General features: G+C 73.5%; 12 protein-coding genes. 11 read left to right on the forward strand and 1 reads right to left on the reverse strand.

Going from position 1 to position 11854, the window contains the following annotated elements; translation table 11 throughout:
* The first annotated feature begins 111 nt into the window (after positions 1–111).
* Complete coding sequence (locus tag ACQRUO_RS11835) at positions 112–1104, forward strand: glutamate ABC transporter substrate-binding protein (RefSeq protein ID WP_428315772.1); 993 nt, start codon at positions 112–114, stop codon at positions 1102–1104.
* Positions 1105–1168: 64 nt separating this feature from the next.
* Here the strand turns inward: ACQRUO_RS11835 and pepN are convergent, their stop codons facing one another.
* Complete coding sequence (gene pepN / locus ACQRUO_RS11840) at positions 1169–3682, reverse strand: aminopeptidase N (RefSeq protein WP_428315773.1); 2514 nt, start codon at positions 3680–3682, stop codon at positions 1169–1171.
* Positions 3683–3730: 48 nt separating this feature from the next.
* On the opposite strand from pepN, the gene ACQRUO_RS11845 reads away from it, so the two are divergent.
* The 10 genes from ACQRUO_RS11845 (at position 3731) to ACQRUO_RS11890 (ending at position 11770) form a co-directional block, all read left to right on the forward strand.
* Positions 3731–4300, forward strand: coding sequence for a hypothetical protein (locus ACQRUO_RS11845; protein WP_428315774.1), 570 nt, complete (start codon positions 3731–3733; stop codon positions 4298–4300).
* Positions 4301–4428: 128 nt separating this feature from the next.
* Positions 4429–4902 carry a cupredoxin domain-containing protein gene (locus ACQRUO_RS11850; protein ID WP_428315775.1) on the forward strand — a complete coding sequence of 158 codons (474 nt, stop codon included), beginning with the start codon at positions 4429–4431 and terminating at the stop codon, positions 4900–4902.
* 141 nt (positions 4903–5043) lie between these two features.
* Positions 5044–6129: a hydrogenase expression protein HypE gene (locus tag ACQRUO_RS11855; protein WP_428315776.1), complete on the forward strand. Its 1086-nt coding sequence runs from the start codon at positions 5044–5046 to the stop codon at positions 6127–6129.
* A gap of 76 nt (positions 6130–6205) precedes the next feature.
* Positions 6206–7984, forward strand: coding sequence for a nickel-dependent hydrogenase large subunit (locus ACQRUO_RS11860; RefSeq protein ID WP_428315777.1), 1779 nt, complete (start codon positions 6206–6208; stop codon positions 7982–7984).
* Positions 7981–8430: a thioredoxin gene (locus ACQRUO_RS11865; RefSeq protein ID WP_428315778.1), complete on the forward strand. Its 450-nt coding sequence runs from the start codon at positions 7981–7983 to the stop codon at positions 8428–8430. Before ACQRUO_RS11860 ends, ACQRUO_RS11865 begins: the two co-directional genes overlap by 4 nt.
* Positions 8427–9074 (forward strand): DUF5947 family protein, encoded by a 648-nt coding sequence (locus ACQRUO_RS11870; RefSeq protein ID WP_428315779.1) that lies wholly within the window; start codon positions 8427–8429, stop codon positions 9072–9074. Before ACQRUO_RS11865 ends, ACQRUO_RS11870 begins: the two co-directional genes overlap by 4 nt.
* Entirely contained in the window at positions 9071–9715 is a 645-nt protein-coding gene (locus ACQRUO_RS11875) for a DUF6084 family protein (protein WP_428315780.1), read from the forward strand. Before ACQRUO_RS11870 ends, ACQRUO_RS11875 begins: the two co-directional genes overlap by 4 nt.
* On the forward strand, positions 9712–11151 hold the full coding sequence (locus ACQRUO_RS11880) for a hypothetical protein (protein WP_428315781.1): 1440 nt from the start codon (positions 9712–9714) through the stop codon (positions 11149–11151). Before ACQRUO_RS11875 ends, ACQRUO_RS11880 begins: the two co-directional genes overlap by 4 nt.
* Positions 11151–11672: a hydrogenase maturation protease gene (locus tag ACQRUO_RS11885; RefSeq protein ID WP_428315782.1), complete on the forward strand. Its 522-nt coding sequence runs from the start codon at positions 11151–11153 to the stop codon at positions 11670–11672. The genes ACQRUO_RS11880 and ACQRUO_RS11885 overlap by 1 nt, the downstream gene beginning before the upstream one ends.
* Positions 11666–11770 (forward strand): DUF6893 family small protein, encoded by a 105-nt coding sequence (locus ACQRUO_RS11890; protein ID WP_428315783.1) that lies wholly within the window; start codon positions 11666–11668, stop codon positions 11768–11770. Before ACQRUO_RS11885 ends, ACQRUO_RS11890 begins: the two co-directional genes overlap by 7 nt.
* Positions 11771–11854: the final 84 nt, after the last annotated feature.

Below are 11854 nucleotides of genomic sequence, written 5' to 3' on the forward strand. Positions count from 1 at the left end.
TCCGGCGGAGCAGGCGGCCTCGTCGCCCCGAGCGGGAGTGTTGGCGCCGGGGTCACCGCACGGTCGGACGGCCGCCACCTGCGCGTCACCGCGGGCTGGTGAGGATGGAGCGTGCGGAACACAACGGGGGAGTGGAACCGACGGGCCCTGCAGCGCGCCGTCCTGCCGGTGACGGCCGTCCTGCTGGCCGGCTGTGCCGCCGCGTCGGGCAGCGGTGCCGGCACGGGCACCGCGGTGCGGGCGGCCGCCTCGGCGTCGCCGGGCAATGCGCCGGGGAGCGCGGCGAGTGCCGTGCCGGTCGACGCGACCGGGTGCGACCCGACCAGGAGCATCAAGCCCAGCAGCAGCGACCTGGGCCCCAAGGTCAGTCAGATCAAGCAGCGCGGCTACCTGATCGCCGGCGTCGACCAGAACGCCTACCGCTGGGGCTACCGGAACGCGCAGGGCGGCCAGGTCGAGGGCTTCGACATCGACATCGTGCACGCCATCGCCAAGGCGATCCTGGGCGACCCGAACGCGGTGCGGTACGTCGACGTCCCGGCCGCGACCCGGATCCCGGAGATCCAGAACCACCAGGTCGACCTGGTGGTGCGGGCGATGGCCATCAACTGCCAGCGGATGACCCAGGTCGCCTTCTCCACGGTGTACTTCCAGGCCGGCCACCAGGCGCTGGTGCCGGTCTCCTCGCCGGCCAGGACGCTGGACGAGGCACTGCGCGGCAAGCGGGTCTGCGTCACCAAGGGCGCCACCGAGCAGGACGAGATCACCCAGAACGACCACGGAGCCGCGCAGGTGGTCTGGGCCGACAACGAGGTGGACTGCCTGGTGCAGCTCCAACTGGGCAAGGCCGACGCCGTGTTCACCGACAACGCCTACGGCTCCGCGCTGGTCGCCCAGGACCCGCAGGTCCGCCTGGTCGACAAGCCGTACGGCACCAAGTACTTCGGGGTGGCGATGAACCTGGCCGACACCGACCTGGTGGCCCGGGTCAACCAGGTGCTGGAGGACTACCGCAAGGGCCCCTGGCAGGCCAGCTATGCCACCTGGCTCGCCCCCTACCTCGGCGCCGGCGCCACCCCGCCGCCGGCGGCGTACCTGCCGTAGCCCGGACGCACCTCCCTGGCCCGCTCGCCCGTCCCCGGACCGGGGACGGGCGAGGTCGCGCGGCTTACTCCCCGGCCGTGCCCGCCCCGGCCGGCGAGGCCAGTTCCCGGGCCCGGACCGCGCGGCGCAGCGTGTCGAGCCGGTCCACCAGCCCGCGCCGGGTCGCCGCGGTGAGCTCCGGGTCGGCCAGGCAGGCCTCGGCCGCCCGCACCGTCCGCTCGGTGGCGGCGAAGACGGGGAAGGCGGACTGCGTGAGCACCCGGGCCAGCGCGGGGCCGCGACGGGCCGCGGCCGGCGCCAGGTCCTCGAAGTAACGCAGCGTCAGATCGTCGAGCAGCTCGGCCTGTTCCGGCTGCCACAGACCCTTGGCGGTGGCGGTGGCGAGGTAGTTGGACAGCTCGCCGTGGAACAGCGCCTGCCAGGCGGCCTCCTTGGCGGCCGGGTCGGGCAGCGCGGCGCGGCACCGGGCGGCCCCCTCCTCGCTGGTGTCGCTCGGGTCGGCCGCCAGCTCGGCCGCGATCGCGGGCTCGCCGGCCGCGCCGAGCACGCACAGCCGCAGCAGCAGCTGCCAGCGCAGGTCCGGGTCGAGCACCGGCCCGCCGGGCACGCTGCCCGCCGCCAGCCAGTCGCCCAGCTCGGCGGCCTGCGCCTCGCTGCCGGCGGTGGCGATCACCGCGCGCGCGGCCACCAGGCGCAGCCCGCTGTCGTCCGGTGCACCCTCGGTGCGGCGCAGCAGCGCCCGGCTGACCTCGGCCAGCAGCGCCAGCGCCGCGGGCCGGTCGGCCGGCGGCACGGCGCAGTCCACCACGAAGTCGCGGGCGAACGTGAGCACCCCGTCGACCAGGTGCACCGAGGTCTCCCCGGGCAGGTGGGCGGCGACCAGCTCCAGGTACGCGCCGGGGGCGAGCTCCCCGTCCCGCACCTGGTCCCGGGCGCTGTCCCAGAGCACCGCGCGGGCCAGCTCCTCGGGGATCGCGCCGAGCGAGCCGCGCACGGTCGCCCAGGAGTCCGCGTCGAGCCGGATCTTGACGTACCCGAGGTCGGTGTCGTTGAGCAGGGTCAGCTCGGCGCCGGCCAGCTCCGCCCCGCCGCCGTCCGCCGCCAGCTCCAGGGACTCGCGGCCCGCCGGCTCCAGCGCCCCGGCCGCGGTGCGCCGGTAGTGACCGACGCTCAGCAGGTGCGGGCGCAGCACCCCGTCCGCCGAGGTGTGCTCGACCCGGCCGTCGGCCAGCCGCAGGGTGTCCACCCCGGTGGTGCGCAGCCAGCGGTCGGCCCAGCCGTGCACGTCCCGCCCGCCGGCCGCGGCCAGCGCCGCCAGCAGGTCGTCCAGCGTGGCGTTGCCGAAGGCGTGCCGGTCGAAGTAGTCGTTGACGCCGGCCAGGAACTGCTCCTCGCCCAGCCAGGCGACCAGCTGGCGCAGCGCGGCGGCGCCCTTGGCGTAGGAGATGCCGTCGAAGTTCTGCAGCGCCTGGGCGGTGTCGTCCACCGCGCCGGGCGCCACCGGGTGGGTGGAGGGGCGCTGGTCGGCGTCGTAGCCCCAGCCCTTGCGCTTGGTGGCGAAGCCGGTCCAGGCGCCGCCGAACCGGGTGGACTCGGCGGTGACGGTGTAGGCCATGAACTCGGCGAAGGACTCGTTCAGCCACAGGTCGTCCCACCACTTCATGGTGACCAGGTCGCCGAACCACATGTGCGCCATCTCGTGCACCACCACGATGGCGCGCTCCTCGCGCTCGGTGTCGGCCACCGCGGAGCGGAAGACGAACTCGTCGCGCAGCGTCACGCAGCCCGGGTTCTCCATCGCGCCGGCGTTGAACTCCGGCACGAAGCACTGGTCGTAGCTGTCGAAGGGGTAGCGTCGGCGGAAGATCCGGTGGTAGTGGTCGAAGCCCTGCCGGGTGACCTCCAGCAGCTCGGCCGCCTCGGCGTCCAGCTCCCGGGCGAGCGAGCGGCGGCAGTGCAGGCCGAGCGGGATCCCGTCGTGCTCGGCGCGCACCGAGTGCAGCGGGCCGGCCACCACCGAGACCAGGTAGCTGCTGATCCGCGCGGTGGGGGCGAACTCCCAGCGGCCCGGCGCCACCTGGCTGCCGAGGCTGTTGGCGACCACCGTCCACTGCGGCGGCGCGGTGACGGCCACCGTGAACTCCGCCTTGAGGTCGGGCTGGTCGAAGGAGGCGAAGACGCGCGGGCCGTCGTCCAGGAAGGACTGGGTGTAGAGGTAGACTTCCCCGTCGGCCGGGTCGGTGAACCGGTGCATGCCCTCGCCGGTGTGCGAGTAGGCCATGTCGGCCTCGACGGTCAGCTCGTTCTCGGCGGCGAGCCCGGTGAGCGGGAAGCGCCCGGCGGCGAGCGCACTGACGTCCAGGTCACGGCCGTTCAGCACCACCCGGTGCAGCGCGGCCGGCTTGACGTCCACGAAGGTCCCGGCCCCCGGCGTGGCGCAGCCGAAGCGGATCACCGTGGTGGAGCCGAACACCTCCGGACCGCGGGTCAGGTCGAGGTCGAGGCGGGCGGAGCGGACGTCGAGCAGCTGGTGGCGCTCGATGGCCTCGGCGCGGGTGAGTACTGAGGTGTCAGACATGGGAGTCATGCTGCCCTATCCGGATCCGGGTCCGACAGGATGGGGCCCGTGCTGCTGACACTGACCGGCGGAGCCGGTGCCGGAAAGACCACCCTGGCGGCCGCGCTGGCCGCGACCGCGCCCGCCGGCCCGGGAACGCTGGGCGTGCTGCACGGTGACGACTACTACGTCACCGAGCGGGACCGCGGGGTGTGGACCGCGGACGAGGCGGGCCGGTGGCGGCTGGACGTCGGCGATCCGCGCTCGGTGGACACCGAGCGGCTCGCCGCGGACGCCGGCGCGGCCCTGGCCGGGGCGGCGGTGGTCGTGGTGGAGGGGCTCTTCGCCCACCTGGTCGCCGCGCCGGCCGGCCGCGCCCGGTTCGACGTCTTCGTCGACCTGCCGGCCGACCTGCGGCTGGTCCGCAAGATCCAGCGCAAGTGCGTGCGCGACGGCTTCCCGCTCCCGGTGCTGCTGCACAACTACCTGACGCACCGGCGCGCGGCCCACGAGCGCCACGTCGAGCCGGCCCGCGACCGCAGCGACCTGGTGGTGGACGGCGCGCCGCCGCCCGAGGAGACGGCCCGCCGGATCTGGTCGGCCCTCACGACGGCCCGCCCCGGAGCGCTCGGCGGCTAGGCAGTCCCCGCCGGTCCCCGGTCCCCGCCGTCCCCGGCCGTCGCCGGTTGGGCCGAGTGGGTGGAGGGGTGGCGGGGCCGCGGGTGTCGGTGGGGTGGGTGGCGGCCGGGCGGGCGACCCTCGAGCGCATGGACAGGGATTCGAGGCACCGCGCCCGCCGGCGGGCGCGGCGGGCCGCGCCGGCGCTGCTGCTGGCCGCGCTGGCGCTGGTCACCGGGTGTTCGAGCAGCTCCGCGCCGAAGGCGGGCAGCACCCCGGGCAGCGGCGCGTCCGGGTCGGCCACGGCGGTCGCCGGTGGCTCCGCCGGGACCGGGACCAGCATCACCGTCACCGAGAAGGAGTACTCGGTGACGCCCGAGCGCACTCAGCTGACTCCGGGTACGTACACCTTCGTCGCGGCGAACACCGGGACCGTCGAGCACGCCCTGGCGATCGCCGGGCCGGGGGTGGCCGCGATCCAGACCGACGCGATCGCGCCGGGCGGCCGGGCGCAGGTCACGGTGACCCTCCAGGCGGGCAGCTACGAGCTGTGGTGCCCGATCGACGGCCACAAGGCGCTCGGCATGGACACCCACGTCCAGGTCGCCGCCGGCAGCTCCTGACTCGCCCGGTCGGCCCAGTCGCCGCGCCGCTGTTCGGGGTACCGGCGCGGCCCTTCACCCGACCGAGGGCGGCGTACGGCTGCTAAGAAGAGAGCCGAGTCCGTTTCGTCGGTCTCATCCCGTTATTGAGGAGGCATCCTCATGGGTGCGACAGCAACGGCCGCGACCGAAGAGGGTCGCGGCGCAGCACCGGGCGACGAACAGCCGCTGGTGCACATCCTCTGGATCAACGCCGGCCTCAGCTGCGACGGCGACTCCGTCTCGCTGACCGCCGCGATGCAGCCGAGCATCGAGGAGATCGTCACCGGCGCCCTGCCCGGGCTGCCGAAGATCGCGGTGCACTGGCCGCTGATCGACTTCGAGTGCGGTCCGGTGCAGGGCGCGGACACCTTCATCGAGTGGTTCTTCAAGGCCGAGCGCGGCGAACTCGAGCCCTTCGTCCTGGTGGTGGAGGGCTCGATCCCCAACGAGGCGACCAAGAAGGAGGGCTACTGGTGCGGGTTCGGCGACGACCCGAAGACCGGCCAACCCATCACCACCAGTGAGTGGTTGGACCGGCTGGCGAGCAAGGCCACCGCGGTGGTGGCGATCGGCACCTGCGCCACCTACGGCGGCATCCACGCCATGGAGGGCAACCCGACCGGCGCGATGGGCGTGCCCGACTACCTCGGCTGGGACTGGAAGTCCAAGGCCGGGCTGCCGATCGTCTGCGTCCCCGGCTGCCCGATCCAGCCGGACAACTTCGCCGAGACCCTGACCTACCTGCTCTACCAGCTGACCGGCGCCGCGCCGATGATCCCGCTGGACGACAAGCTCCGCCCCACCTGGCTGTTCGGCGCCACCGTGCACGAGGGCTGCGACCGGGGCGGGTACTACGAGCAGGGCCAGTTCGCCACCGAGTACGGCCGTCCCGAGTGCCTGGTGCGGCTGGGCTGCTGGGGTCCGGTGGTCAAGTGCAACGTGACCAAGCGCGGTTGGATCAACGGCGTCGGCGGCTGCCCCAACGTGGGCGGCATCTGCATCGCGTGCACCATGCCGGGCTTCCCGGACAAGTTCATGCCGTTCATGGATCCGCCGCCCGGCTCGCGGGTCTCCTCCGGCGCCAGCGAGGCGTACGGCGCGGTGATCCGGCGGCTGCGCTCGATCACCACGCAGACGGTGGACAAGGAGCCCAAGTGGCGCCACACCGGCCCCAAGCTGACCACCGGTTACCGCAAGCCGTGGTGACCCGCCGCTGCATGCCCCCGGGAACCGCCGCGGGCACCGACCTCCCCGAGCAGAGCAGAAGGGCGCGACAGAGACGATGGGACCGACGACCAAACCGGCCGGCGACGGCCTGGTGGAGATGTCCTGGGATCCGATCACCCGGATCGTGGGCAGTCTGGGCATCCACACGAAGATCGACTTCAAGCAGAAGAAGGTCGCCGAGTGCTACAGCACCTCGTCGGTCTTCCGCGGCTACAGCGTCTTCATGCGCGGCAAGGACCCGCGCGACGCCCACTTCATCACCAGCCGGATCTGCGGCATCTGCGGCGACAACCACGCCACCTGCTCGGTCTACACGCAGAACATGGCCTACGGGGTGAAGCCGCCGCACCTGGGCGAGTGGATCATCAACCTCGGTGAGGCCGCCGAGTACATGTTCGACCACAACATCTTCCAGGAGAACCTGGTCGGGGTCGACTACTGCGAGAAGATGGTCCGCGAGACCAACCCGGGCGTGCTGGAGCTGGCCGAGCGCACCGAGGCCCCGCACGCGGGCGAGCACGGCTACAAGACGATCGCCGACATCATGCGCTCGCTCAACCCGATCGAGGGCGAGTTCTACCGCGAGGCGCTCCAGGTCAGCCGCTACACCCGGGAGATGTTCTGCCTGATGGAGGGCCGCCACGTGCACCCCTCCACGCTCTACCCCGGCGGCGTCGGCACGGTGGCCACCGTGCAGCTCTTCACCGACTACCTGACCCGGCTGATGCGCTACGTGGAGTTCATGAAGAAGGTCGTGCCGCTGCACGACGACCTCTTCGACTTCTTCTACCAGGCGCTGCCCGGCTACGAGGAGGTCGGCCGCCGCCGGGTGCTGCTGGGCTGCTGGGGCAGCCTCAACGACCCCGAGCACTGCGACTTCACCTACCGGAACATGACGGCCTGGGGCCGCAAGATGTTCGTCACCCCGGGCGTGGTGGTCGACGGCAAGCTGGTCACCAACGACCTGACCGAGATCAACCTCGGCATCCGGATCCTGCTCGGCAGCTCCTACTACCAGGACTGGCAGGGCCAGGAGCTGTTCGTCACCCACGACCCGCTGGGCAACCCGGTCGACCCGCGCCACCCGTGGAACCAGCACACCATCCCGCAGCCGCAGAAGCGCAACTTCGACGACAAGTACAGCTGGGTGATGTCGCCGCGCTGGTTCGACGGCAAGGACCACCTGGCGCTGGACACCGGCGGCGGCCCGATCGCCCGGCTCTGGTCCACCGCGCTCTCCGGGCTGGTCGACATCGGCTACGTCAAGGCCACCGGACACAGCGTGGTGATCAACCTGCCGCGCTCCATGACCAAGCCGGAGACCACCTTCGAGTGGAAGATCCCGCAGTGGAGCAACGCGATCGAGCGCAACCGCGCCCGCACCTACTTCCAGGCCTACGCGGCCGCCTGCGCCCTGCACTTCGCCGAGCAGGCGCTGGCCGAGGTGCGCGCCGGGCGCAGCCAGACCTGGGAGAAGTTCGAGGTGCCGGACGAGTCGATCGGCTGCGGCTTCACCGAGGCGGTGCGCGGCGTGCTCTCGCACCACATGGTGATCCGGGACGGCAAGATCGCCAACTACCACCCCTACCCGCCGACCCCGTGGAACGCCAGCGTGCGCGACAGCTACGGCACCCCCGGGCCGTACGAGGACGCGGTGCAGAACACGCCGATCTTCGAGGAGAACTCCCCGGAGAACTTCAAGGGGATCGACATCATGCGCGCCGTGCGCAGCTTCGACCCCTGCCTGCCCTGCGGCGTGCACATGTACGTCGGCGGCGGCAGGACCGTGAAGACCATGCACGTGCCCACCGGCCTGAGCGGGCTCACCGCATGACGGCGGAGGAGCTGGGCCTGCGGGTGCAGCAGGTGCTGGACCGGCTCACCGAGGCCGGCCAGGGCGAGCCGGCCGAGGAACTGGTCCGCACCCTGATGGAGTTCTACGGCACCGGCCTGGCCAGGGTGGCCGCCCAGCTGCCCGCCGAGGCCCTCGGCGACCCGCTGGTGGCCGGCCTGCTGACCCTGCACGACCTGCACCCGGAGGACCTGCCCAGCCGGATCGACCGGGCGCTGGCCACCGTCCCCGGCTGGCGGCTGCACGCCTTCGACCCGGACGGCGGCCGGCTGACGGTCGGCCAGGACGAGGGCGGCGGCTGCGGCTGCGACGCCGGACAGGTCGAACAGGCGCTGGCCTGCTTCGCCCCCGAGGTGACCGAGGTGGTGGTGGCCCGTCGACCCGTGCTGCTGCAGATCGGCACCCGACCGGTGGCGGAGGTCGGATGAGCGCGCGCCACCTCGCCCGCCCCGGCACCGCGCTGCTGCGCCGGCTGCGCGAGCCCGTGCCCCCGCAGCCCGAGCGCTGCGAGTTCTGCGACGTCCACCTGCCGCGCGACCACCGGCACCTGGCCGACCGCGACGAGCGGGCCCTGGTCTGCGTCTGCCCGGCCTGCGCCATGCTGTTCCAGCAGCCGGGCGCGGTCGGCGGCCGCTACCGGGGCCTGTCCCAGCGCCACCTCGCCGATCCGGACCACCGGTTGGACGAGAGCGCCTGGCAGGCGCTGCGGATCCCGGTCAGCTGCGCCTTCCTGTTCCGCGACACCGCGCTGGACCGCCTGGTCACCCTCTACCCCAGCCCGGCCGGCGCGGCCGAGGCCGAACTGGACGAGGCGGCCTGGCAGACGGTGTTGGACGGCAGCCCGCTCGCCGCCGACCTGGCACCGGACACCGAAGCCCTGCTGCTGCGCCGCACCGCGGGCGGGATCGACTGCTACCTGGTCCCGATCGACGTCTGCTACGAGCTGGTCGGCCGGTTGCGGCTGTGCTGGCACGGCTTCGACGGCGGCGCCGAGGCCCGGGCCGAGCTGGACGGCTTCTTCGCCCGGCTCGCCGAACGTGCCCGCCCCGTCCCAGCGGAGGTGCACCCGTGACCCAACTCGCCTTCGCCTGCACCGGGGTGCGCGCCGATCCGTACGCCGCCGGACCCACCCTGGTGTTCCGGCTGCGGATCACCGCGAGCGGCGGCGAGCAGGTGCACGCCCTCGCGCTCCGCTGCCAGCTGCGGATCGAGCCGGCCCGCCGCCCGTACGGCGAGGCCGAGGGCGAGCGGCTGACCGACCTGTTCGGCGACCGCTCGCGCTGGGGCAGCACGCTCAACCCGATCCAGTTCGCCCAGGTCGCGCTGATGGTCCCCGGGTTCACCGGGGAGACCGAGGCCGACCTGGTGGTGCCCTGCACCTACGACCTGGAGGTGGCGGCCACCCGCTACCTGCGGGCGCTGGACGGCGGCGAGGTGCCGCTGCTGCTGCTCTTCTCCGGCACGGCCTTCGCCGGTCCGGGCGGCTTCCAGGTCACCCCGGTGCCCTGGGACAAGGAGGCGCAGGTGCGGATGCCGGCCGCCACCTGGCAGGCGGCGATGGACCAGCACTTCCCCGGCTGCGGCTGGCTGCGGCTGCCCGGCGACCTGATGGACGAGCTGCTCGCCTACCGCTCCCGCCGGGCGCTGCCCTCCTGGGAGGCGGCGCTGCGCGACCTGCTCGGCCGCGCCCCGGCCGAGGAGGCGGTGCGATGAGCCTGCAGCCCGACACCCGGTCGGGGAGCCGGCCCGACTCCCAGTCCGAGACGCTGCTCGGAGTGCTGCCCGACACGCTGGCGGAGCGCTTCTCCACCGCCCGGCAGCTCGCCGACGCGGTGCTCTTCGAGGGCTACGTGCTCTACCCCTACCGCGCTTCGGCCGCCAAGAACCGGCTGCGCTGGCAGTTCGGCGTGCTGGTGCCGCCCGGCTACGGCACCGAGCAGGGCGAGCACAGCGCGCAGCGCACCGAGTGCGTGATCGAGCCGCGCCGCGGGGCCCGCCTCGCGGTGCAGCTGCGGTTCCTGCGGGCCCAGTGGCGCACCGTGCAACGCGCCGAGGACGGCGGGCGGTTCGTCACCGTGCCGGAGCTGGAGCTGGCCGACCGGGTGCTGGTGCCCTGGCACGAGGGCGTCGAGGAGCGGATCGAACTGCTGCTGCCGGTCGAGAAGTTGGCCGGCGACGGGATCGAGCACCGGTTCGCGGTCGCGGCCCGCGAGGAGGTGGAGGAGCTGCGCGAGGGCGGCGCACCGGTCGGCCGGTTGGTGCGCAGCTGCGAACGGCTGGACGGCGTGCTGCGGCTGCGCACCCAGGAGCTGCCCGGCCCCTACCGGGCCGTCCGACTGACCGCCGAGGTGGCCAACACCTCGCCCTGGCGGCCGGCCCCGGACGACCGGCGGGAGGCCGCGCTGCCGTACGCGCTGGTCTCCGCGCACCTGCTGCTCGGCCTGGACCACGGCGCCTTCCTGTCCGCCACCGACCCGCCGGAGTGGGCCCGCGGCGCCGTCGCCGAGTGCCGCAACGAACACACCTGGCCGGTGCTGGTCGGCCCGGTGGGCACCAGTGACGCCGTGCTCTCCTCGCCGATCATCCTGGAGGACCACCCCCAGGTGGCCCCGGAGAGCCCGGGCGCGCTCTACGACGCGACCGAGATCGACGAGATCCTGGCGCTGCGCACCGCCGCCCTCACCGACCGGGAGAAGCGTGAGGCCCGCGGCACCGACCCGCGGGCCGGCGCGGTGATCGACCTGGCCGACTCGCTGCCCGCCGAGGTGCTGGAACGGCTGCACGGCGCGGTCCGGGCGCTGCGCGAGGTCACCTCGCCCACGGGTCCCACCGCGACCGACCAGCCGTGGTGGGACCCGGGCAACGACCCCGAGGTGGATCCGGAGCGGGACCGGGTGCTGGTGGACGGCCACCCGGTCGGTGCCGGCAGCCGGGTGCGGCTGCGCCCGGGGCGGCGGCGCACCGATGCCCAGGACCTCTTCCTGGCCGGGCGGACCGCGCTGGTCGAGGCGGTGCTGCACGACGTGGACGGCTCGGTGCACCTGGCGGTCACCGTCGAGGGCGACCCCGGCGCGGACCTGTGGCGGGCCCAGGGCCGGTTCCGGTACTTCCAGCCGGACGAGGTCACGCCGTTGCCGGAGGGAGCGTGATGGACCGCGGGATCCTGGTCGCCGGGGTCGGCAACGTCTTCCTCGGCGACGACGGTTTCGGCGTCGCGGTGGTCGACCGGCTGCGGGCCGAACTACTGCCGCCCGACGTCGAGGTGCTCGACGTCGGGGTGCGCGGGGTCCACCTCGCCTACCAACTGCTCGACGGGTACCGGGCGCTGGTGCTGGTGGACGCCACCGCACGCGGCGGCGCCCCCGGCACCGTCTACCTGATCGAGCCCGCGGACGGCCCGGTCGAGCCGGTCGCGGAGGCCGTCCTCGACGGGCACCGGATGGGGCCCGACGCGGTGCTCGGCCTGCTGGCCACGCTCAGCGCCGGCACCGGCGGGCAGCCGCCGGACCAGGTGCTGGTGGTCGGCTGCGAACCGCAGTCGCTGGACGAGGGCATCGGCCTGAGCGAGCCGGTCGCCGCGGCGGTCGGGCAGGCGGTGCAGGTGGTCCGGCGCCTGGTCGAGGAGTTGCACCAGAAGGGCCCACGAGAGAGGAGGACAACACCATGCTGAAGTTCCTGTTCCGCTGCGCGGTCGCGGCCGGCGTCGGCGCGTTCGTCTGGCAGAGCCTGCCCGACCTGAAGCGCTACCTGCGGATCACCCGCATGTGACTCCGCTGGTCGCCGGCTTGGTGAGCTGCTCCTTCGCTGCGGGTGGGGGTCGCCTGCTCCCCAGCCGAGGCTGGATCGGAAGAG

Origin of the sequence: Kitasatospora sp. LaBMicrA B282 (genome assembly GCF_050325825.1) — a bacterium.
In the GTDB taxonomy this organism is placed as follows: domain Bacteria; phylum Actinomycetota; class Actinomycetes; order Streptomycetales; family Streptomycetaceae; genus Kitasatospora.

Bases quoted from the DNA above. Each gene is read 5' to 3' on its own strand.
- pepN (WP_428315773.1), bottom strand. From the start codon at position 3,682: ATGTCTGACACCTCAGTACTCACCCGCGCCGAGGCCATCGAGCGCCAC.
- ACQRUO_RS11850 (WP_428315775.1), top strand. From the start codon at position 4,429: ATGGACAGGGATTCGAGGCACCGCGCCCGCCGGCGGGCGCGGCGGGCC.
- ACQRUO_RS11855 (WP_428315776.1), top strand. From the start codon at position 5,044: ATGGGTGCGACAGCAACGGCCGCGACCGAAGAGGGTCGCGGCGCAGCA.
- ACQRUO_RS11860 (WP_428315777.1), top strand. From the start codon at position 6,206: ATGGGACCGACGACCAAACCGGCCGGCGACGGCCTGGTGGAGATGTCC.
- ACQRUO_RS11865 (WP_428315778.1), top strand. From the start codon at position 7,981: ATGACGGCGGAGGAGCTGGGCCTGCGGGTGCAGCAGGTGCTGGACCGG.
- ACQRUO_RS11870 (WP_428315779.1), top strand. From the start codon at position 8,427: ATGAGCGCGCGCCACCTCGCCCGCCCCGGCACCGCGCTGCTGCGCCGG.
- ACQRUO_RS11880 (WP_428315781.1), top strand. From the start codon at position 9,712: ATGAGCCTGCAGCCCGACACCCGGTCGGGGAGCCGGCCCGACTCCCAG.
- ACQRUO_RS11885 (WP_428315782.1), top strand. From the start codon at position 11,151: ATGGACCGCGGGATCCTGGTCGCCGGGGTCGGCAACGTCTTCCTCGGC.
- ACQRUO_RS11890 (WP_428315783.1), top strand. From the start codon at position 11,666: ATGCTGAAGTTCCTGTTCCGCTGCGCGGTCGCGGCCGGCGTCGGCGCG.